Source organism: Candidatus Dependentiae bacterium, from assembly GCA_020431705.1.
Classification (GTDB): Bacteria; Babelota; Babeliae; order Babelales; family Vermiphilaceae; genus JAGQHQ01.
In genome coordinates this window covers 1-23,867 of record JAGQHQ010000014.1, presented here as the reverse complement: position 1 = coordinate 23,867, position 23,867 = coordinate 1, and the positions used below count along the sequence as shown (strand labels likewise).

The following is a 23,867-nucleotide window of genomic DNA, read 5'->3' as shown; positions in this document are numbered from 1 at the left end:
ACTCATATCCGCCCACTAAGGGAGACCATTCATCCCCGGCCTTAAAAGGCCACGGTTTTCTGGTCACGGAAATAAAAGCAAAATTTTCAAAAATTATTCAAATGCTTCTGGTTTCAACCAACTACCAGCCCACTGATGTACTGCAAAACTTTCTGGTTTAATCCATGCAGATTGCGGCATGCCATGTTGATTATACCCACATGGATATAAAAAGCTTGCAGGTAATGCAATACATCTACCACATTCGGCAGTATATTTTTGCAATGCCTTAATACAACTTTTTGTAAAATGCAGTGGTCCTGTTTTTAACACAATCTGCTGAATATGCTGGTTATATTCTATACCCTCCACGCATGTACGCAAAATAGGATGATCTGGCCGTGCAGCAAAAAGTGCTGCTCCCAATTGTACGATATTAGTATCGAGTGGCTGTATGCCAGTGTAAAAATCAAAACAATAATGCAAAATATCTAATGGATTAAGTGCCTCAAAATCAATATCAACATACAAACCGCCACAGCGATAGATAATTTCCCATTTTAAAATATCTGATTTTTCCCCATAATTACGGGCAGCATCATAGAATTTTTTGTTATCAAAAATTAACTTTTTTGTATCAACAACAATAAATTTATTTTTATTTTTTTTAACTTCAGAAAAACTAGTTAAAATGAACTCAATATTAAATTGCTCAGGAGTATCAGTCCACCACACAATCTGCCAATCAGGATGCAGTTTGTACCAACTTCTTTGGTACTGTTCGTACTCTTCTGGTACTCGCCCACCAAGCCAAATAAAATGTAATGTTTTTGGAATTTTACAAACACTATTTCCACTACATTTGTGATATTTCTCGCCTCTACATCGTTCACTGAGATTTGTAAAACATGTCTCCCTGATATCAAAATATTTACAATTATTTTCATATAATTCTTTAAAAAAATAATACCATAATGTAAAGCTCTGAGATTTCTTCAAAATGTGTTGATAATGTTCCAACTGCATTGAAATATCAAAATCAATATTTATAGCTTGAATTGGTACAAAAAAAATAAACAGAGAAAAAAAAATATGTTTTTTCATTATATATCTCCAAAAACAATGCGCATAAAAACAGATAAAATAATGCGCGAAAAACTTAACATACTGCACAGTTAGGTCAAGCTTGACGGCATACGTAATTGCGATAGAGTATGGAACATGAAGCATACTATACAAAAATCACCCTTTTCATTGTTATTATTTATTGTTCCAGCACTATTATTTAGCACTCTTTTATATCGAACTATTTTGTATAATAATGGATCTGGTTACGATCCAATTGACAAACTTACCCCTCAAAAAAATATTGAACGACAATTCAAACTTGGCAATAGCCTGTTTGATGAAAAGAAGTATGCACAAGCACAAACACAATATGAACACGTTATTCGTTTAAACCCAAATAACTTTTCTGCATATTTTAATCTCGGTATAGCACTTGAAAAACAGCATAAATGGAATGAAGCACAAAAAATATTCAATTTTATTTTGGAAAAAAATCCTAAACACACAGAATCCTATATTCATCATGCACGTACATTAGAATGGTTAGAAAAAACTGATGAAGCTATTGATCAGTATCAACAAGCAATAGGAACTGATCCTAACTGCTTTGAAGCACACACACGTTTAGGTATTTTGTATGCAAATAAGCATACAAAAGAGCAATACCAACAAGCATTACACCACTTAAAAAAAGCCGAGCTACTCAATCCAAATAGTACTCACATATATCTAGAACAAGCAGATGTATTGTTATGGCAAGGTAAAGAACAAGAAGCAACAGCACTTTACGATAAACTTATCAAATTCACAAGCTCTCCAGCGCAATTATATGTTATTATTGGGCAACAACTCGAGCATCACAAAAAATTTAAACAAGCCCGTGATTATTACCATAAATCACTTGCACTACAACCAGATTATGCACGCGCACACGTAGCACTGGCAGGAAATTATTTTGCACTTGGCGAGTATGAAAAAGGATTACAAGAATATGAATGGCGCTGGAATCTTTCTAATTTAAAAAATCTATCTAAAAAATGGGATGGTACAAATGCTCACGATAAAACTATTTTGCTACTCGGTGAAAATGGTTTGGGCGACATGATACAGTTTGTTCGTTTTGCACAAACTATTAAACAGCAAGGTGGGCATGTTATTGCACGTGTAAACAAACCGCTGGTGACATTATTAAGCAACTGTAACTATATTGATGAAGTTATTGACGAACACAGTCCACTACCAAAATATGATGCCATCACTTCCATGCAAAGTGTTCCACTTTTGTGTCATGTAAATCCACAAACTATGAAGTCCAAACCATATATTAACACCGACACATTACTAGAAAAACAGTGGCGACAAAAACTCACTGCCTTAGAAAATCCACACAAAAAACATTTTCGCGTTGGCATATGCTGGGCTGCCGGCGGCGATGCTATGATACCACCACACAAAAAACGATCAATCCCTTTGCAACAGCTTATGCAACTGCAAAAAATAGAAAACGTTATTTTTTATAGTCTACAAAAAGGCCCTGGACTCGATCAAATCAAACATATTTCAGAGTCATTTACTCTAAATGTCTTTGATGATTTAGATACCAAAAACGGCAATTTTATGGATACTGCCTCACTTATTAACAATATGGATGTTGTAATTACAATTGACACATCCGTTGCGCACCTAGCAGGCGCGCTCGGCGCGAAAACAATTCTATTACTACCGTATTCATCTGATCCACGCTGGACAGCACACAACAACAAAACATCATGGTATCCCAATATGACATTGATACGCCAAGAAAAACCCGGCGATTGGAGTTCTGTTATTGCTGCAGCTAAAAAAAAACTTTCTCAACTCATGATTACTTGATCGTGAATTTTTATTGTAAAATAAGCTGTAATAACTTTTAGAAACCGCTCTACAATATAGGACCTAATCATTCCAACTTTCTGTTAATATATCATTACCCAAATTCCTAAATTTTTTTAATCTATATTTAGGCGGCATCCAACTTTTTGCCCAATGATGCACAGCAAATGCACCAGTATCTACCCATTTCTGATATGTTAATTCTTTTTCTCGACAGCCAAGTGGATAAAAATACAATGCCGGCAATGCAATATCAATAAAGCCACCTTTTCCTGCTGTTTTGTAAAATGATTTGGTAAAATGCACTGGCCCACTTTTGGTTGGTGCACCATGAAAATGCCAATCATCTTTGATAGTTTCTATGCAGTGCTTCAAGATTGGATGACCAGGAATGGCACCAAAAAGTGCTGCGCCTAATTGTAAAAATTGCGTATCAAGCGGTTGCAATCCAGTATAAAAGTCATATGTGTGATGAAATATATCTAGTGAACGTAAACATTCAAAATCCATATCAACATATACACCGCCAAACTGATACACAAGCTCCCATTTGAGTAAATCGGATTTTACACCCGGCGAATCTGTCTCATCATAAAACTTTTGATTATAAAGATTTACTGTATGAATATTCTCATCTGTCCATAATTTATATTCCCAATCTGGGTGCATATCTTTCCATGTTTGGATATAGTGAGTAAACACGTCTGGCACAGGCCCACCAATCCAAATTTGATGAATAACCTTTGGTATACGTAATTCACCGCTTATGCCGCATAAGTTAATTGGACTATTTGTATTATACAGTTGCCGATAAAAATCAAGCATTACTGTACCAGCAATACCAAATACTTCTTTTGTAACCCAAACTTCTAATTGATATTTACTTGTATTCATTGCAACATCAAAATCTATATGGTTCCAAAAAAAATTACCATGAGCTTGTACAGCAAAAGAAAAAAAACATATAAGAAAAAATTGCTTCATGCAGCACTCCTATTTTATTAACTTTCCTGCCCTTTCCGAACATATCAATGCGTTAAAAAAAGCATTAGTACAAACTAATTATCTTTTGCAGACCATATCTTAAAAGGTCAAAAAGGCAAGTTCTTGCACATTTTTCCTTAACATGGCACAGTAGTAAACAATGTATTAAATAATTTTTTATCCACGAAACCTTAACTTCATCATGTTTGCTATACCAGAAAATTTAGAGATTATAGTTCGTATTACAGCTACATTAATAATTGGTATTCCATTATTAATTATAATACGGCGATTTATATGTAATACCCTTTCAAAGAAAATAAATAAACATGTGAATTTGCTTGTAGGTAAAGGAATCTTTTATACCGGCCTTGCACTGATTGCCACTATGGTATTAAAAGATTTAGGTTTTGAATTAACCGCACTTCTAGGTGCTGCAGGTATTGCAGGTATTGCAATTGGTTTTGCTGCACAGACAACTATATCAAATTTAATAAGTGGCATCTTCTTATTAATAGAATGCCCTTTTACCGTTGGCGACACTATCGCATACAGCGAGGTAAATGGCATTATCGAATCAATTGACTTACTTTCTACTAAAATAAAAACATTTAATGGCAAACTTATCCGTGTGCCGAACGAAATTTTTATAAAAAATGTTGTTACTAATAATACGTACTATAAAAATCGCCGTATTTCTTTTTCTATAACTATCAAAGAAAGTCAATCAAGTTCAGAGGTTATTTCATTACTAACAAATACCTTGAACCAATGTAATGACTGTTTAAGTACACCAGCTCCTATTATTTTTCTCAATAAAGTTACCTATTTCGGAGTAAATTATACTGCACAAATGTGGGCACCAACAAATAAAGTTATCACAGCTGGAAGGAGCATGACCGAATTACTAAAAAATACCCTCGAAAGAAATAACATCAAAATAATCCACATTAGCCACATCACATAAAAATAAAAAACACACTGTTTTTAAAAGGAAGTAGATATGTTCAAGAAAATACTGTTTGTACCTCTTTTATTTATGTTTAACCCCGTTTCTGCATATCAAAATATCGCAGTTATTGGCACAGGATATGTTGGATTAGTAACTGGTGCGGGTCTGGCCGAATATGGCAATACTGTTATATGTGCAGATATTGATGATGCAAAAATTCAGAATCTACAGATAGGAATCATTCCCATTTACGAGCCTGGCCTTCAAGAGCTTGTTATAAAAAACATGGAACATCGTCGTCTCAGTTTTACTAGTAACGTTGCTGATGCAATACAAACAAATGATGTTATCTTTATTGCCGTTGGCACCCCAATGGGAGATGATGGCAATGCTGATATGCGCGCTGTAAATAGCGTATTACAGACTATTGCTCAATGCATACATTCACCTAAACCAGAAAATCAACACATCTTAAACAAAAGAAAGAAAATTATTGTAATAAAAAGCACAGTACCGGTTGGTACTGGCCAATGGGCACGTAAACAATTGGAAGCAATGGGTATATCACCAGATCTTTTTTATATGGTAAGCAATCCTGAATTTTTGAAAGAAGGCAGCGCAGTACATGACTTTTTGTACCCAGATCGCATTGTTATTGGTACAAACCATTATTACCCGTACATCACTATGTTAGATATTTATAAAGCAGCATCAGAAAAAAATATTTTTATACTTGAAACCTCAATAGAAACAGCTGAGACAATAAAGTATGCTTCAAACGCTTTTTTAGCAGTTAAATTAAGCTATATCAATGAACTTGCTAATCTATGTGATAAAACAGGTGCTGATATTGCCATTGTTGCATGGGGAATGGGACTTGATCAAAGAATTAGCCAACAATTTTTACAACCTGGCCCCGGTTTTGGCGGCTCATGCTTTCCTAAGGATTCATTGGCATTATTACGTATTGCCCAAAAATTGGGTACAGACTTGCATGTAGTAGAGGCTTCACTTATAGCAAATGAAAAACAAAAAAGAAAGCCTGTAGAAAAATTATTGCATCTTATGGATAATAATATAGCAGGAAAAACCATTGCTGTTTTAGGATTGGCTTTTAAAGCAAATACTGATGACATTCGCTACTCACCAGCTAGTACCACAGTCCAAATGTTGCTTGAAAATGGTGCTTTTGTACAAGCATACGATCCAGCGGCCATACAAAATATGAAAAAACTCTTTCCAAATATTACCTATTCTTCAAGCGCCTATGAAGCCCTTAACAAAGCTGATGCGGCAATTATTGTCACTGAATGGGCTGAATTTTCTCAACTGGACCTTGAAAGAGTAAAAAATCTTCTTAAAACACCTATTATTGTTGATACACGTAATATGCTTGACCCATATGCGCTTAAACAGGCAGGTTTCGCCTTTTCCACCATGGGAAGGGGGCATAAAAACAGCCTCTAATAGCTTGAATGCACCCTCCAAAGTTCCCCCCCTTTTTTTAAATACTTTCAACCTGAAATAATCGGGTTTGACAATGTTTTCTATTAGTGTATAATTAATGGTAGGTAAAGGTGAAGAATATGAAAAATGGAGGTTGTTATGAAAAAGTCATTTTCTATATTAATTGTGATATTACTCACGACTGGCTCTATAGGTACAACTCAAACATTCATTAGAAACTTTGGTAGAAACTTTAGTAAAAAGATAGGTTTAAAAGAAGCGTTTTCAAGTATTAGACCATTCACTTCTAAAGCCCTGAATTATACAAAAGAAAATTGGACAAAGTGGTATCTTTGGAAAACATACGCTGAATATGGCATTTTAGGTGTAGAATCCGCATTTAAATTTGCAGTACCATTTTATGCACTCTTTAATTCTAATGAAACCTTAAATAAAAAATCTATAAAAAAAGCTTGTAGTGAAGGCGCACTGAATATTTGGAATGGTTGGCTGTTTACGAATACAGTAAAAAATCCTATGAAAGTATTTTTCCAGGTAATGTCCGCTCCAGCCAGAGAAGCTCGAGAAAATAATAATTATATCGGTATATTTGGCAGATAAAAATTACGGATAAAAAATGGAGTTTATAATGAAAAAGTTATTATTATCTTTAATTATTAGCCTAAGTTTTTTGAGTACAACTACAAACACATTCTCAAAAAAAGCATTCAAAACGATACCTTGGAGAAACTGTATTACTATAGCAAAAAATATTGCGAAAAAATATGGCACGCCATCTCATTATATTGTATTCCGTAAGGGAATTAATATTGGCCTAGTTACTGGCCTTTTTTTGGCACCATTTTTCACAGAAGCCAATAAAGATAGATCATATAAAGAATGCACAAAAATTGCATGGAAAAATACAAAATATTTTGGTGGACTACTTGGACATGAGGTGTACATGATCCCCAAAAAGATTGGAAAGGCTTTTGCTGGTCCTGGTGCAGCTGCCAGAAACAAAGACTATAGATTTTTAGGAAGGTAAAAAATTTGTCTTGATGTACTTGCTGGAACAAGTAGAGCAAGCAAAAGTGGATCGCAACTACATATTCATTGTGAGACCTTAAAAATACAAAAAACAACCTTCTTCACACAAAAAAGGCCTTGGTAATAAACCTTCTACCAAGGCTTTTACCTTTACTCACATTCTTTATTCAATAATTTTTAATACCTTTAAATGCTGCTCGGCGGAACGATGGTAACAACCATGTCTTTGCCCAATAGTGCACAGCAAGAGAACCACTTGCAACCCATTTTGTTTTATCAATATCATACTCTTGTGAGCCTAGCGGATAAAAATACAGCGCAGGTAATGCAATATTTTTATAAAAAACACTCTTTGCATACTTTAAAAATACTTTGGTACACAACACTGGCCCTGTCCGCTGCGTCACCGCTTGCTTACCTTCAAACTGTTGCCAGTTATACTTAATAGCGTTAATCAGCTCTCGCACTAGTGGATGGCCTGGCACAGAGCCAATCACACCAATACCAAGCTGTACCATACCACTATCAAGCGGTTGAATACCAATGTAAAAATCAAACAACCGATGCAATTCATCAAACGCTCGTAAACACTCTTGATCCATATCAACATACACACCACCATACCGATATAAGATCTCATAGCGCATCATGTCAGAAATTTCTGCTGGGTTACGTGACTTAGTAATATATTCAATATTTTTAAAACCAAAACCCCTGATATCATCTTGCGTCCATAAACGATAACACCAATCAGGATGAATCAGTTTCCAACTTTGCTGAAATGCTCTGAATTCTTGCGGAACTTCTGTTCCTATCCAAATTTGATGAATAATTTTTGGAATTCTCTGTCTCATACTCCCCTGATCTTGCTTGTCAAAATCTCGGCCAGAAACATGAAGGGATTCAGTATAAGCACATTGAAGAAGCTCTCTAAAACTATTATTGTTATATAAATTCCTAAAAAAATCTAAAATATCATCCGCGCTCACACCAACTTCTTTAAATGTGCGCTTCGCATAATCAGTATTTGGATAACGAGAAATTTGCATTGCATCATCAAAATCATGGTAGATAAATGCATACGAAAAAAAGGGTATAAAAAATAAAAAAAATAACATACACCTTTTAAAAAATTCCTTCAATTCATACAACATATTCTTGATACCATTTGTATGTAGCAGTAAGTCCATCAAAAAAGTTTATTTGTGCATGCCAACCAAGTTGATTAATTTTATCAACGGCTAAAAGTTTTTGTGGTGTACCATCCGGTTTAGTTATATCAAATACCAACCTCCCTTGAAAGCCAATAACCTCTTTTATAGACAATGCCAATTCTTTGATAGTCATATCAATACCAGTTCCAATATTAATAATCTCAGAGCCATTATAATTATTCATCAAAAATACAACCGCGTCAGCAAGATCATCAACAAACAAAAACTCGCGTCGTGGACTGCCAGTCCCCCACACCACAACTTCTTCTTCATTATTAATTTTCGCCGCATGAAATTTTTTTATAAGTGCAGGAATAACATGAGAATTCTCCCCATGAAAGTTATCCCCAATCCCATACAAATTAGTTGGCATACAAACAATAAAATTAGTATCGTGTTGTTTGTTATATGCTTGACATAATTTTATGCCCGAAATTTTTGCAATCGCATACCATTCATTTGTCGGCTCCAATGGACCAGTTAATAAATATTCTTCTTTCATCGGCTGCGGACATTCACGCGGATAAATACACGAAGACCCTAAAAATATTAATTTTTTTACTTTGTGCCTATATGCTACATGAATCACATTTGCAGCAATCATAATATTGTCATAAATAAAATCTGCCGAATAAGTATCATTGGCCAAAATACCACCAACTTTTGCTGCCGATAAAAAAACATACTCAGGCTTCTCTTCCTCAAAAAAAGAATTTACTGCCCGCTGATCACACAGATCAAGTTCGCCGCGTGTTGCCGTAATAAAATTAGTATAGCCATTTTTTCTGAGCATACGCATAAGCGCTGAACCCACTAAACCTCTATGCCCTGCAATATATATTTTCGCCCTTTTATTCATTGGTATTACTCAGCACACTCTTGCTTTTATGATTACCATCAGATACAACTGCTTTTTCAACAAACTTACAATCCTCTTTTACCATCAATGCAACCAAATCATAAAATGTAAGGTGTGGTTGCCATCCAAGTTTTTCTTGTGCCTTAGTAGCATTACCAATAAGCTGTTCAACTTCTGCTGGACGAAAATAATTAGGATCAACAAAAACAAGTGGCCTACCTGTTTCTACGTCATATCCCACCTCATCAATACCGGAACCTTTCCACACAATAGTAATGCCTATTTCTTTAAATGAAAGTTCAACAAACTCACGTACTGAATGCATTTGACCAGTTGCGATAACAAAATCTTCTGGTTGCTCTTGTTGTAGCATGAGCCACATTGCATAGACAAAATCTTTTGCATAACCCCAATCTCGTTGGGCATCAAGATTACCCAAATATAATGCATCTTGTAGTCCATATTTTATCCTAGCCACTGCACGGGTAATTTTTCTTGTTACGAATGTTTCTCCTCGGCGTGGCGATTCGTGATTAAACAAAATACCATTGCAGGCAAACATCTGATATACCTCACGATAATTTTTTGTGATCCAAAAACCATATAATTTTGCAACACCATATGGTGAACGAGGATAAAATGATGTAGACTCCGTTTGCGGCACTTCTTGAACCTTACCATATAATTCACTAGTAGAAGCCTGATAAAATCGCGTTTTTTTAGTCAATCCCAAAATACGAATTGCTTCTAAAATGTGCAATGTCCCAAGCGCATCAACCTGTGCTGTATATTCTGGCATTTGAAACGAAACAGCGACATGGCTTTGTGCAGCTAAGTTATAAATTTCATCTGGTTGTATCTGCTGAATCAAACGAATAATATTGGTTGCATCAGTGACATCACCATAGTGGAGAAAGAAACCATTTTTACCTCTTTCATGTCGATCATGGTATAAATGATTAATACGTGAGGTATTGATTAAAGAAGTTCGCCGTTTCACTCCATGAACTTCATACCCTTTTTTAAGTAAAAGTTCCGCCAGGTACGAACCATCTTGTCCTGTAATTCCAACAATTAATGCCACTTTCATTGCTGTCTTAGAAGCACTAAAGATATTCATCAGCTGCGTGTTCCTTAAGTTGTTGTACAATTTTTTTTACCTGCTCTGCTTTTTCACGCTTGGTTATTAGCAGCGCATCATTTGTTTGAACAATACATAGATCGTCAACACCCACAAGCGCTACCAATTTGTCTGAGACAGACACCATATTATTGCGTGAGTCAACAGTCAGTACCTGTGTTTCCTTATCGCTATGCTCTTTTTCAAGTGATAAAAAAACTTCAATGTTTCCAACATCACACCATGAAAAATCAACCGGCATTACCCAAACATTATTACTTTTTTCCATGATGGCATAATCGATTGAATCCATTGGAAGAGTGTTATAATCGCCCATGCCGTAGCAATAATCACGTATACCGTCAAACATTGTTAAAGCATACATTTTAAACTCATTAAGAAAGACTGAAACTTTACCTCCAAACATACCAATATTCCATAATTTGTTGTTTGATTTAAGATAATGTTTTGCAACCGCAAGCGATGGTTTTTCATGAAAGTGCGTTACTTTAAATGGGGTAATACCATCGTTAGATTTGGTTATATCAAATTCTATGTATCCATACCCTGTTGCAGGATAAGTTGGCATTACACCAAAAAGAAGTAATTGATTGTTGTGCCTAATAAAATTAATTCCATGCTCTACAAAACCAGCAAATTTTTTTGCATCACGATCTGGAATAAACGGATCAGCCGGTACAAAAATTACAATCGCATTTTTGTCATGTTTATATAACTTAAAACAGCTTAATAAAATTGCCGGTGCTGTATTGCGAGAACCAGGCTCCACCACAATAGCGCCTATTTTGTTTCCCACTAAATCTTGAATATTCTTTTTATGATACTCTGTCGTACTTATCCAAATATTTTCTCGAGGCACCAATAGTGCAGCTCTATCAATCGCCTGGTCAAGCAATGTTTTATTGCCCATTTCTAGCAGTTGTTTTGGTTTACTTTTTCTGCTCAGCGGCCACAATCGTTCACCATTACCACCAGCAAGAATCACAAAGTAAACATGAGAATTTTTTTGAGAATTGGAGTAAAGATAATTACTCATGTGACTTCCCAACAACGCCAACACTACTACTTTGATCAACAGCTTCATTCATCTTCCCCTTTTTTTGATATTTATTTACATAAAAAATATGTTTAACTCTCTTTTTTACAAAATTAATTCTTTTTCTATACCATTTTTATCATTAAAAAACAAAACGCTCCAGAAAATAATATTCTGAAGCGTTTTCATATATTAAAAAATAAATAGTACGTAAAATACACGCATTAAAAATGCTATTTTTTTTCTACTTTATTACCCACAATAGCATGTCTATCCATAAACCTGTCAACAAAGTTTTCTTTCATACGATACTTAAAAAACTCCACATCTCGCTTGTTTCTATCACTGTCAACAAATAAAAAGAAAATAACTTGTTTCCATGTTCTTGATTCTCGAGGATATCTTTCTTTAAGCTCACAACGTAATCGCTCATTTTTTTCGTGATTTTCTTGGTCAATCTTACGAAGTTTTTCAATCATTTGACTGTAAACTTCTGAATCAATGAAAGAGATATAAGTAAAAAATGTAGTTTCTTTTTTACATAAGTCTTCGTCACAATAGTGAGGCTCTTCAGCAGAAAAGGAATGCACACCCATAAGCAATAATAAAGGAAATAAAACAAAAGAAAAAATAGTTTTTCTATACATATACAAACCCCTTAAGTAAAAAATATAAACAGTAAATCAATAACGTAAATTTATGTTATGATAATAGAAGAAATGAATATTTACAAGTTTCACAAAACCTTTTTCTTTTGGACCTCAAAAGGTATGTATACCACAACCCAGCCGACATTAAAATAATAATGAATGGTTCACAAATAAGACGATAACGCGCACAACCATCAAAACCAGTTATTATTAAACATTGTGTTATAAATAAGAAAATTAATAATCCAATACCATACTGTTTTTTTATAGCAAGCACCATAAAACCCAAAAAAAATGGTATAATACGCACAAATGACCAAACCGCATCCCACGATGCAATAAGCTGTAGTATAGTTGAATCAGTTCCATGTCGCACATATGCATTAATTTTATCAAAAAAATCACCTGGCATAGCAAAGAATGAACAATCACCTCCTTTTAATGCAGGCTCCAATAATACTTTTAATTGCGTAGAAAAAAGACCAAATAAACTTTTGCATACGTTTTTAAACCATACATAAATAAAAATAAGTGGCTCCTTACTTAAATAGTCAAAAAATAATTTTTTAGCATTGTTCCAACCAGACTCATCAAAGCTATGTGTTCCAGTAAATTTAAGCGTTATTTGCATATAATGTTTTGATGTATCACCATGCAATTGCGCTAACACTTTTGAGAAAAAAACATGGTAGATATTCAAGCTTGTTAGTGGCGCAAGAGCAAAATATCCCCACATATAATAATTGTACATCATATATAATACTATTGGACCATACGCACTACATAAAAATGTACCAATAACTCGTAATCGACTTTGTTTTGATAAAAACAACAAATACAGTGTTACTACGGGAATAAACAGTAATGCTGAAGGTTTTACTAGAATAGAAGATCCTATCATTAGACCAGCAAAAAAATATTTTTTTTTCAAAAATAGCCACCAAAAAAGTAATAATAAAAAAAGCAATACAGTTTCTGCTAACACAAAGTGCGGATACGTTAAAAAGCCTATATTGATAGCAGAAAAAAATGCGGCAATGTTAGCTACACGAATATCAAACAGCTGTAGCGAAACAAGAAATATAAGTAAACAGGAAACTAAGCCCAAAACTATTTGAACTACAATAACTGGTGTATACAAATGCCCAAAAATTGTATACAAAACACCTAAAAAAAATGGATACCCAACCGGCTGAATTGGTGCACTTTGCATATTATGCGGATCAACCAAAATATTATTCTCAGCAAAATTAACTGCAATACGATCATACCCCGGGGAATCAATTTCTAAATGTGATTGTTGATCTGGAATATGAAAATAAATAATAAATGTAAGAAAAACATAAAGCACTAAATAAAAGCATAATCTTGTGTATTTCTGCATAATCATAGAGAAAAAATATAGCCAATAGTTGCAAAGTACTCAATTGGCGCATTACCTACTAATTTAAAAAAAATCAAAAACTAAACAGTACATTCACCGCCGCCAGCACACGCAAGTTGATCAACCATTAAACTCAGCTGAGCTGTTGTAAGCAAGCGACTATACTCAATCGGTGGAACAAATATTGGTTGCTTGATACGATCAAAAAATGTTGTCAGTAACTGTGCATGGCCTTTGTCTGGTGTTAATGTTTTTTTATCAAACAGTGGACCAACGCCGTAACCAGTAAGAATCTTATAATCATCCATGATAATTGTTTTACTATCAAAAAAAAGCTCCATGCGTTCTTTGCCAACTTTTGTATTTCCAAGTGCCGTATAAAGTAAAGTACAAATTGATCCATCAGCATACTTAATCTGTGTGGAAAAATTGTCTGTTGGAAATAACGCATTTTTTGCGCCATGAATTGCTTCCACAGATACCGCTAGTGGCTGAGAATCTGTCAAAAAATTAAATAGATCAAAAATATGACATGCCTCACCAATAATACGCCCAGCACCTACATCTGTTTGCACCCAATGCTCAGCTGGAATATAACCAGCATTCATTCGATAATAAATAACCAATGGTGTTTCTCTTGTTTGTATTACCTTTTTTATTTTTTGCATAAACGGAGAAAAGGAACGATTATAATCAACACATAACAAATGATTCTGGCTATTCTCAAAAAGTTTTTTAAATTCATTAAGCTGTTCAATATTAGTAACCATCGGCTTTTCTAAAAATACTGCTTTGCCACTTTTTAATGCGCGTAATGCTTGATCTGCATGAAATAAATGTGGAGAAGCAATTACAGCAACATCAATCAAATCATTTTCAAAGAGCTCTTGGTCATCTGCTAGAACATGAGCTGCTTTATATTGACGTGCAACTGTAAGTGCATTTGCTGTATTAACGTCAACAATAGCATCTAATTTTGTCTGTTTAAGCTCTGAAAGTATCGGCAATAGTTTCACTTTGGCAAAGCCACCAACACCAATAATTCCAACACGTAAAAGCCCTGCCTTTTGCGCAGGCACAAACATCGTAGGATATGATTTATCTTCTATAAATTCACTTTTTTTATACTCCAACTTAGATAACTTAGCTTCCTCTTTTCGACCAGATGTATCGCAAAATTCATCCGATTCGTGATAATATAATACTGCACCCAAAGACTTTTTTTCTCTTATTCTTTGATATGCATGAGAAGCCTCTTCTAAACAAAAGGTATCTGGCAAAAGCGCACGAAGATTTAATTTTTCCGACTCAATAAGTTTAACAACTGCCTGCATGTTACGATTTTCTGTCCATCTGACATAGGCATATGGGTAATCATTATCACGCAACTCATATGAAGGATCGTATCTTCCTGGGCCATAAGAACAAGAAATCAAAAAATCAATCTCTTTTTTATATAATGGATCTCTCTGCAACCCAAGGCCAACGTCACCTACTAAAACAACTTTGCCTTTTTTTCGTGTTAACTCCATTGCTTGTTGTATGATTGCATCACTTTTGGATGCTGCAGTAATTATTGTAACATCAACACCTTGATGATCTGTTGCAAACCTAATCTCTTGCGCAAAATTTTTTTCCTCACTTGCGTTATATACTCGGTCCGCACCGCACTTTTTTGCAAGAGTCAAACGATCATTAACTAAATCAATCCCAAAAACGGTGCCTCCAGCATTTTTTGCAAATTGCACCGTAACTTGCCCGAGTAATCCTAGGCCAATAACACACACATTCTCTCCAAGCTGCACCTGTGCACGCCGAATACCTTGCAGCGCAATAGCACCAATTGTTGTACCACTTGCTAAAGCTAAATAGTTTTTTTCATGCACTCGAACAGCTAAGTGTTCTGGCACACAAACAATATCGGCATGCTGCGCATAGCCAGCCCCAGCACATGCAACATAATCACCAACCTGCAATGATACTACTTTTTTTCCAGCAGCGATTACTTGACCAGAGCACGAATACCCAAGTGAGTGAATACTGCCACTTAATTTTTGCTGAACCAATGCTTTGGTCACCTGCATCCCATTTTGCGAAATTGAATGTAATATTTTTTTAATTTTTGCAGGAACATTACTCATCATACTTTTTTGTGCAGCAGTAATAGTTGCCTGTTCTGTCCCAGAACTAATACACGAGTAATGAACTTGAACAATAACTGAGTAATCGTCCAATACCGGCTGTGCCACCTGTTTTATCGAAAGCACACCCTTATCTAAAAACAGCTGCCTCATGGATTACGCTCCTGTGATGGTTCTTGATTAGAAATAAAGATATCTAAAATACTGCGTGCTGGCCAAAACAGGTGCTCCTGCTTTCCTGCTTCTTCGATGCCTTTATATAAAAGACCACAAAAGTCTAAAACTATTTTGTTTCTTAATAATTTACGATCAATTGCCTTAAATCGCCGATGTGCTACAAGATACACCACAACATCAGCAACTTCCAAGCCATCAGAAGCCTTTACTACACAATCACCAACATGTTGTATCATGCTCTCTTTATTAACGTATGGTTCACAAACCAACAGATTACCTACTTTTTCCTGTATCAACGTTTTTGCAATACTAAGCGCAGGAGACTCTCGCAAATCATCAACATTCGGTTTATACGTTGCACCCAACAACAAAATTGTACATGTGCCAGTATTTTTCATTTGCCAGCTGGCGACAGTATCTTTAATTTTTTTAACAAGCGTTTGTGGGCGCTGTTCATTTATAATTCGTGCAGTATGCAATAACGTTGCTTCATTCTTAAATGTTTGAACCAAAAACCAAGGATCAATTGCTATACAATGCCCACCAACACCTGCTGTTGGCCTCAGTATATTTACTCTTGGATGCATATTGGCTAGCTCAATAACTTCATACGGATTAAGACCAGCAGCATCAGCCATTGCCGCAACTTGATGCGCAAATGCAATCTCTACATCACGTAAACTATTTTCAACCAATTTTACCATCTCTGCCGTTGCAGCATTAGTCAAATATAATGCGCCTTGCACAAAGTATTTGTACAAATATTGCGCCTGCTCAACACATATTCGATTAAGACCGCCAATTACCCGAGAATTTTCAACAAGCTCTTTAAAAATCTTTCCTGGTAATACACGCTCTGGACAATGTGATACAAAAATATCAATACCAACCTTTAAAGCTGTTCTTTTTTCCAAGAACTCTGCTAATTTTTGTGTAGTACCAACTGGCACTGTTGATTCTAGAATAACTACATTCCCTTTTTTGAGAACTTCACATATCTGCTCAGCTGCTGCAAATACAGCTGAAACATCTGCTTGTTTATTTTCCTTAAGTGGTGTTGGTACCGCAATAATGAAGTAATCAGCTTTCGGCATTTCAATAACAGCTTGTAGTTGTTTACTACTTAAAACAGTCTGTAGCTTTTCATATATTTCTGGCTCTTGAATGACTGGATCACCTTGGTTTATTCTTTGAACTCGCTGTACATCAACATCAAAGCCAACAACATCAAAGCCACTATCAGCCAATATTATTGCTGTTGGCAAACCAATATAACCAAGTCCAACAACACAAACCTTTTTCATCTGCCTATCCTTTTCTGAAACAGATCGTACCTCAGCACCTGATACCAATACATTGTTTTCTATTGCAGCCTCTTGCTTATACGCCCCATTTTGCACACTGCCAAGATCATCATCACTAGTACAATCATTTTTTTCTCTATCTTGTTTTGAATATTGCTTTTCTATGATTTCAACAATTTTTTGCGCAGCATAGCCATCACCATAGATCCTGTTTGGGTTAATAGTTCCTACATCCCGCTCTAAAATATCTTGCATAGTATGCTGTATTTTTTCCGTATCAGCACCAACAACATGCGCCATCCCGGCCCACACACCTTCCATTCTCTCTGTTTTTTCTCGCAAGACAATTACATGCTTACCAAGGCTAATTGCTTCTTCTTGAATTCCGCCAGAATCAGTAAGAATAATATCCGCAACCCGTAATAAGAAAACTAATTCTTTATATGCAAAGGGCTCGCATAAATAGGTATTTGATAATGATGAAAATTGCACTTTTTCAATAGCACGAATAACATTTGGATTAGGATGGTATGGATAAAAACAAAACACATCCTGATGCTCCTGTAAAAAATTCTTTACAGTTGTAAGTATTCGTTCAATCCCACTCCCAAAGGATTCTCTCCGATGAACAGTAAGTAACATAATTTTCTGATGTTTGGTCTTACATTGTGCAACATAATCAACAATGTTTGTTGCAATCTCAACAGAACCATCATCGATTTTTTCACACAATATACGAAGCGCATCAACCACAGTATTACCTGTACAAAAAATACGATTTTTAGCAACCTGCTCTGCGGATAAATTATCAACAGCATGTTCTGTCGGTGCAAAATGGAGTTGCGCAATTGTACTAACAAAATGACGATTCATCTCTTCCGGAAATGGTGCATACAAATCATAGGTGCGCAAACCAGCCTCAACATGTCCTATTGGAATCTTTAAATAAAAAGCAGCAAGCGCTGCGGCCATAGTTGATGTTGTATCACCTTGCACCAAAACAAGTTTTGGTTTTATCTGAGTAAAAATATTTTTCGTTTTTTGCAGAACTGACTGTGTTAAATAAAATAAATCTTGATCAAGGCGCATTACTCCAAGATCAAAATCAGGTTTCATACCAAAAATAGTAAAAACTTCATTAAGGAGCTCACTGTGCTGCATAGTAGAAAGCAATATAACATGGTAGCCGGCATTGCGAAGCGCCCAATACACTGGCGCCATTTTTATACCCTCTGGCCGCGTTCCAACCACAACAACTACTGGTTGCTTTGCATTACTCACAGGCATACTCCTGTTTTTTTCTATATACCTACTTTGTTTTAATTTTGTGGACAAACATACCACATTAGGAATTCTTGGCAAAGACCATAAGCAGAGTTAGATTAACAATAATCATAACCCGAATAAAAAACAAAACAAAAAAAAGGAACCCACCATTTTTCAACACACCACTCTTCAACAATCATATATCAAATACCACTATCTTGCACTTGTCAGCGCCTCATTACTCATTCGCGCACTTGTTTTTGGTTTGTATATAAGCAACAATGAACGTTACCGCCAACCAGATAGCATGGATTATCACAATTGCGGATTATGTATTTACTCTGGCAATGGCATGCAACGACCAGATACAAAAGACTATATTTTCTGGAGAACACCTGGATATCCACTTTTTTTATCTACTTTTTACAAGCTATTTGGCATTACACAAACCAAAATAAATGATAATGAAAAAGCAATTCAAATTGCACTTTGGACACAAGTTATTATTAACTCGTTTATTCCACTGTTTATTTTGTTTTTAGCTTTTGCAATTACTAACTCATTATTTGTTTCCACTGTCACTGCATGGATTATTGCTTTACACCCTGGCTTTATTCTGAGCAGCGGCTTTCTACTTTCTGAAGGCATTGCACTTATTTTTTTCTTTTTATTCTTGCTCGGGTTGTATTCAATATTATATAAGCCATCCCCGCAAAAGAGCCATTCTGATTTGTCTAAAATTTCAGCGGATAAATCAAAAAACTATACTCTCTTAAATTTTTATAGATCAAACAACGTATATTTCTTAGTCATCTTTGCCGCCCTAGCCTTAGGAATAACAACATGGATTAGACCAATGGGGCAATTTGTATTAGTTGTTTCCGTTGGGTTATTATTTATTTTTGATAACACACCACTGAAAAATCGTTTAAAAAAAATCGGACTATTTACTCTCATTTTTTTTGCAAGTATTTCCCCTTGGTATATACGCAACTATAATTTAACGGGCCGGTTCTTTTTTTGCCCAATGTTTGGTGTATATCTAAATACTTTTAATGCACCAAAAATAGTACGTAGAATAAAAAAAGTTTCACTCGAAGATGCTATAAGAATGCTCTACGAACATGCACATTTAAAAATAAATAAAAAAAAGAAAGCACTCACTGGCACAACAAGAATTGTTTCAAAGGAAGCAGAAGTGGGACAACTTGCTTGTAAAATCATATGTGCGCATCCCTTTTGGTTTATTTATGACTGGATAAAAGAAGTACTTAAAACTATCTTTGACTTGTATACTTATCAACTTGTTGCACTGCATAATAATATCTTTAAATATGATCCAGTCGAGGAATTTTTACTCACTAAGTGGTCCGAAACACTCTGGCTTAAACCGTTACCCTCGTTAACACGCTTACTTGCATGGCTAGAAGTCTTTTACACACTATTTCTTTGGATTGGTATTTTCTTAGGAAATTGGTTCCTTATACTCAAACCAGTCACAACAAAAGGTCTTTGGGCACTATGGCAAGACCCTAATAGATTGTGGCTTATCACAGCATTCATTATGTTTTCACTCGTATTTATGACTGGTGGCTTTGGCTACGCCCGGTTACGCCTACCAGCCGAGCCACTATTGATCATTCTTTCTCTCATGGGATGGATACATATTTCTATATGAAATCACCCAGAGGCAATGTAGCAAACAACAGAAAGACGCTTAATTCTATGTGAAAAGCACATCGATACGCTTGATTTTTGCCTATTTGAATATAAAATAATAAAGGGGTATTTGTTTTATTTTTCATTTAGGGGATATTATGAAAAAGAGTCAACGCAGTACATATCGTACCAAATTATATATTGGTACATTTGCTTTACTCAATTTTTTATCACTTACTGTTGATGCACAGGAAAAAGATAATGTAGTTGCATTGGCTACAACATGCAACAATAAAGCCACATACAATCAAATAAAGATCGCACTTACTACAGATAAATCACTTGCGCAAAAATTAGCACCAGTAATTGCCAAGAACTTTGTACAATTCAATCAAAGCAGATTTTGCATTAAACTGATACAAAAAATAGTACAGATAGATAATACCCACCTTCAGGTACTTATCAAAGCCGCAGCACAAAACATTTTACAAACAAACCCTACGATTCTACATTTTTTTACACAATATCCAACATGTAAATCATTTGTACAAAATGCGTTAGATGATTTATCAAAAAATACTCAACTTCCTTTTGATCGCATGATGACTGCACTAGCATTTAACAAAATAGATGGCTATGCATCCAAATTGAAACTTTATAGCTATGCATCAAAATTAAAAAAAGAAAAAAAATCGAATTACTGCCAAACAGAACAACACATCATTAATAACTTTTCTTTCGTTGTTAATAACGGATGTGGAACCTCAACTCACCAGGTATATGTTGAAGACCCCCGCCTACAAAATATGATCCACTGTATCATTGCAAAAGAGAAAGAACTTCAAGATAAGTATTATACCTTCATTCATGGCCAAAGATGGAAATATCAATTTATAGAAGATTGGTTTGCGTGGTTGTGGGAACAAAAGCATAAAAAAAAGCTTGACGACTTTTTATTCTTGCATGTCAGAACTTTTTGTTCAGACATATCAATACTTCAAGAAGAAAGTGATTTAAGAAAAAAAATTTTAAAAAATGGAAGAACGTCTGAAGAAGTTCGTCAACGAATGCTATTTATGAACTATGCTTTTTTTGCTAATACAAACACATACGGCAGTTGCTCTGCTAGTTATATTTCAAACAATAGCAACAATGGCACTATTCATATCACGCCCTGTGAAGTTTTTGTACTCCACAACTATGAATTTATATACAAACAATTTGAAAAAGAACTCATTGAATTACAAAAATTACACGCATCACTCTCAAAATATGGCAATACATTACTTATTGCCATACCAAAAAAAACTGCTGACCACTCTGTTTTATGTGCAAAGGGAGGAGGCCTTCCCCACGATCCAATAGCAATCAATGGTTACAAAAAACCAACAAACAAACTTTCTTTAGTTATGAATGCATTACAAAGAGATGCCAGCACAGTAACAGATAGCGATAGAATTGAGTTTTGCTTATCGATGACTATGGATACTTACGGAGGCCTTAACCCATCAAGTGGCATAAAGATATTTCAATTCAATACAGTTGATCAAAGCGTGTGGCGCATATATCAAGAAAAAAACAATGCGCTAAAAGAAAAAATTGCACATGCAATCAAAGAATATGAACTCAAAGAACAATCGAAACAAAACATGCCTCAACAAATACATGAAAAACCTAAAGACCAAACAATATGGCATAAAATTCAAAAAGTACTCAAAACACATTTTAAAATAGGGGTGTAAATATGAAATTATTACGTTATTTGCTTTTTTTTGTCTCAACTGCACATTTTTTCCTGTCAAACAATATAATAGCTAATAAGCACGATGCAGGTTCTGTCTTACCGCTTATTACCAAAACGGTAGATGGTAAAAAAGTGGTATACGCTTTTTTAGGTCGAGAAGGCTATGGTGCAGATAAGGGAACATATGACGATTTTGGCGGTGCAGCAGATCCAGGAGAAACGCCTTTGCAATCAGCAGCACGTGAATGCTCTGAAGAAATGATATCTCACAAAACAATTAGTATGTCTGTCCAAGAAATTGAGAAATATATTGCTCCACAAGCTGGTAATACAAAATATGTTATTACGCAAAAAAATGTCGGTACTAAAAAAAGTAATATGGTTACCTATATAACATACTTTCCTGAGCATCTTATTGATCAATGTATTGACCGATTTTACACAGAAAAAAAATTTGTAAAACAACATAAATATCGAGAAAAGGATAGGCTTGCTCTTGTTGAATGGGATTTACTCAAAAAAACAATTGCCCAAGGTAAAAAAACAGTTAAAGCAATTGTAATTGACTCAAAACAACAACGCCAACAAAAAAAAATATCGCTGCGCCCAATTTTATGTTGCAAATTAAAACAATTTTGTCAAAATAAATCATGCAAAGGTAGCAAAAATTAGCCATGTATATTGTAAAAGGATTTCTATGAATATGCTTTATGCACCTTGGCGGACTAATTATACCGAAACTGAGGCAAAAACGAAAAAAGAAACTGCAACAGAAAATGAGTGTGTTTTTTGTGTGCAGCTAGAGGAAAATATTGACGAGCAGTATTACATCCTAAAGCGTTTCGAGCATTGTGTTGCCATGCTCAATCGCTATCCGTATAATGCAGGCCATCTATTAATAATGCCCTACGCACATATTGGCTTACTTGAAGATCTACCAAAAAAAACACGAATCGAACTTGTGGAACTGGTAACCCACAGCTGCAAAATCGTTCAAAACGTTCTTGATTGCCACGGAATTAATATAGGCCTTAATATCGGCAAAGCTGCAGGCCCAAGCATCCCATCTCACTTACATTTTCATGTATTGCCACGTTGGCAAGGTGATACCAACTTTATGCCTACCATTGGTAAAACAAAGGTAGTTTCTTCTGATTTAAATAAAATTTATGAACAACTTAAGCCATATTTTGAGATATTATCCCTCTAATATTAACTTAGAACATATACCAAAATTCACAGATACTTCAAAGTATAGAATATAGCAGCAAATCAAATTGCCGCTATTATGCGCACATAATGCATCTAATCCAGAAGGTATTAGAAGAGCGGTATATAAAAAATATCCCGAGTTGAAGAAAAGATCAGATAAGAAGAATAAAAAATAGTATATACGGATAGTGTATGTATTGAATCCTGGAGTGTGAGTATAAACTCCAGGATTCAACCATACTAACCCCAATAACAGGGAATATTGTTATTTCTTGTTGATGATGTTAGCAAGCCATTCAGGTGAATCTTCAGCTATTTTTTCAGTATTTATAGTGATGTATCCTTTTTTAATACCGAAATATACTGCACCACTAGCAGCACCGGCAGTTAGAAGAACAGCTGTTCCATGCCTGTTATATTTCTTCCTTGCAGCATCAATAAGAGCTTGTTGTTGTGCAATTTGATTTTCTAGCTTTTCTTTATTTTTCAATAGATCAGCATTTTTATTGTATACACTATCAACCTCATCTTTAGAAAACGTTGCTGTCTCTCCAGCAACAGCAAGCTGCACACATGTAATAAGTTGATTACCAACTTCAATAACGTGTTTTCTTGGCCATTGTGATGATAAGTGATGGTCTAAGTAATTCTCTGTACGATTAGTAAACATATTAGCGCATGCAGAAAGTTTAGTAGGTATGTTTTGATCATTATTATTTTTATTAATTG

At 35.1% G+C, this 23,867-nt stretch carries 20 protein-coding genes; 9 read left to right on the top strand and 11 right to left on the bottom strand.

From position 1 onward, the window contains the following. Window positions 1-93 precede the first annotated feature (93 nt). Window positions 94-1,083 carry a hypothetical protein gene (locus tag KC460_04230; GenBank protein MCA9770549.1) on the bottom strand — a complete coding sequence of 330 codons (990 nt, stop codon included), beginning with the start codon at window positions 1,081-1,083 and terminating at the stop codon, window positions 94-96. A 117-nt stretch (window positions 1,084-1,200) separates the two neighbouring features. On the opposite strand from KC460_04230, the gene KC460_04225 reads away from it, so the two are divergent. Beyond that, window positions 1,201-2,919: a tetratricopeptide repeat protein gene (locus tag KC460_04225; protein ID MCA9770548.1), complete on the top strand. Its 1,719-nt coding sequence runs from the start codon at window positions 1,201-1,203 to the stop codon at window positions 2,917-2,919. Window positions 2,920-2,982: 63 nt separating this feature from the next. On the opposite strand, the gene KC460_04220 is transcribed toward KC460_04225, so the two are convergent. Then, window positions 2,983-3,903, bottom strand: coding sequence for a hypothetical protein (locus KC460_04220; GenBank protein ID MCA9770547.1), 921 nt, complete (start codon window positions 3,901-3,903; stop codon window positions 2,983-2,985). A 202-nt stretch (window positions 3,904-4,105) separates the two neighbouring features. Here KC460_04220 and KC460_04215 point away from each other — a divergent pair, with 202 nt between their 5' ends. From KC460_04215 to KC460_04200, 4 genes are all read left to right on the top strand, one after another. Beyond that, window positions 4,106-4,870 carry a mechanosensitive ion channel gene (locus KC460_04215; protein MCA9770546.1) on the top strand — a complete coding sequence of 255 codons (765 nt, stop codon included), beginning with the start codon at window positions 4,106-4,108 and terminating at the stop codon, window positions 4,868-4,870. A gap of 72 nt (window positions 4,871-4,942) precedes the next feature. Further along, the gene (locus tag KC460_04210; protein MCA9770545.1) at window positions 4,943-6,322 is read left to right on the top strand and encodes a UDP-glucose/GDP-mannose dehydrogenase family protein; all 1,380 of its coding nucleotides are present in this window, start codon (window positions 4,943-4,945) and stop codon (window positions 6,320-6,322) included. A gap of 138 nt (window positions 6,323-6,460) precedes the next feature. Continuing rightward, window positions 6,461-6,922: a hypothetical protein gene (locus KC460_04205; protein MCA9770544.1), complete on the top strand. Its 462-nt coding sequence runs from the start codon at window positions 6,461-6,463 to the stop codon at window positions 6,920-6,922. 28 nt (window positions 6,923-6,950) lie between these two features. After that, entirely contained in the window at window positions 6,951-7,349 is a 399-nt protein-coding gene (locus tag KC460_04200) for a hypothetical protein (protein MCA9770543.1), read from the top strand. A gap of 169 nt (window positions 7,350-7,518) precedes the next feature. Here the strand turns inward: KC460_04200 and KC460_04195 are convergent, their stop codons facing one another. The 8 genes from KC460_04195 to wecB all read right to left on the bottom strand — a co-directional run bounded on the left by KC460_04195 (window position 7,519) and on the right by wecB (window position 18,538). Then, a complete protein-coding gene (locus KC460_04195) occupies window positions 7,519-8,469 on the bottom strand; it encodes a hypothetical protein (GenBank protein MCA9770542.1) in 951 nt (316 codons plus the stop codon). A gap of 25 nt (window positions 8,470-8,494) precedes the next feature. Beyond that, window positions 8,495-9,424, bottom strand: coding sequence for a GDP-L-fucose synthase (locus tag KC460_04190; protein MCA9770541.1), 930 nt, complete (start codon window positions 9,422-9,424; stop codon window positions 8,495-8,497). Continuing rightward, window positions 9,417-10,514 (bottom strand): GDP-mannose 4,6-dehydratase, encoded by a 1,098-nt coding sequence (gene gmd, locus KC460_04185; GenBank protein MCA9770540.1) that lies wholly within the window; start codon window positions 10,512-10,514, stop codon window positions 9,417-9,419. The genes KC460_04190 and gmd overlap by 8 nt, the downstream gene beginning before the upstream one ends. A gap of 16 nt (window positions 10,515-10,530) precedes the next feature. Continuing rightward, complete coding sequence (locus tag KC460_04180; GenBank protein ID MCA9770539.1) at window positions 10,531-11,649, bottom strand: NTP transferase domain-containing protein; 1,119 nt, start codon at window positions 11,647-11,649, stop codon at window positions 10,531-10,533. Between the two features lie 185 nt (window positions 11,650-11,834). Beyond that, window positions 11,835-12,248 carry a hypothetical protein gene (locus KC460_04175; GenBank protein MCA9770538.1) on the bottom strand — a complete coding sequence of 138 codons (414 nt, stop codon included), beginning with the start codon at window positions 12,246-12,248 and terminating at the stop codon, window positions 11,835-11,837. A gap of 55 nt (window positions 12,249-12,303) precedes the next feature. Further along, window positions 12,304-13,641, bottom strand: a complete 1,338-nt coding sequence (locus KC460_04170) for a glycosyltransferase family 39 protein (protein ID MCA9770537.1) — start codon at window positions 13,639-13,641, stop codon at window positions 12,304-12,306. A gap of 74 nt (window positions 13,642-13,715) precedes the next feature. After that, window positions 13,716-15,929: a bi-domain-containing oxidoreductase gene (locus tag KC460_04165; GenBank protein ID MCA9770536.1), complete on the bottom strand. Its 2,214-nt coding sequence runs from the start codon at window positions 15,927-15,929 to the stop codon at window positions 13,716-13,718. Further along, window positions 15,926-18,538, bottom strand: a complete 2,613-nt coding sequence (gene wecB, locus KC460_04160) for a UDP-N-acetylglucosamine 2-epimerase (non-hydrolyzing) (protein MCA9770535.1) — start codon at window positions 18,536-18,538, stop codon at window positions 15,926-15,928. Before wecB ends, KC460_04165 begins: the two co-directional genes overlap by 4 nt. Window positions 18,539-18,830: 292 nt before the next feature. Between wecB and KC460_04155 the strand changes: the two genes are divergently transcribed. The 4 genes from KC460_04155 (at window position 18,831) to KC460_04140 (ending at window position 23,136) form a co-directional block, all read left to right on the top strand. Continuing rightward, window positions 18,831-20,201 carry a hypothetical protein gene (locus KC460_04155; protein ID MCA9770534.1) on the top strand — a complete coding sequence of 457 codons (1,371 nt, stop codon included), beginning with the start codon at window positions 18,831-18,833 and terminating at the stop codon, window positions 20,199-20,201. Window positions 20,202-20,340: 139 nt separating this feature from the next. Beyond that, the gene (locus KC460_04150) at window positions 20,341-21,924 is read left to right on the top strand and encodes a hypothetical protein (protein ID MCA9770533.1); all 1,584 of its coding nucleotides are present in this window, start codon (window positions 20,341-20,343) and stop codon (window positions 21,922-21,924) included. A gap of 2 nt (window positions 21,925-21,926) precedes the next feature. After that, window positions 21,927-22,598 carry a hypothetical protein gene (locus KC460_04145; protein ID MCA9770532.1) on the top strand — a complete coding sequence of 224 codons (672 nt, stop codon included), beginning with the start codon at window positions 21,927-21,929 and terminating at the stop codon, window positions 22,596-22,598. Between the two features lie 25 nt (window positions 22,599-22,623). Continuing rightward, the gene (locus KC460_04140) at window positions 22,624-23,136 is read left to right on the top strand and encodes an HIT domain-containing protein (GenBank protein MCA9770531.1); all 513 of its coding nucleotides are present in this window, start codon (window positions 22,624-22,626) and stop codon (window positions 23,134-23,136) included. Window positions 23,137-23,403: 267 nt separating this feature from the next. On the opposite strand, the gene KC460_04135 is transcribed toward KC460_04140, so the two are convergent. Further along, on the bottom strand, window positions 23,404-23,867 hold a 464-nt coding region (locus tag KC460_04135; GenBank protein ID MCA9770530.1), incomplete at its 5' end, for a hypothetical protein.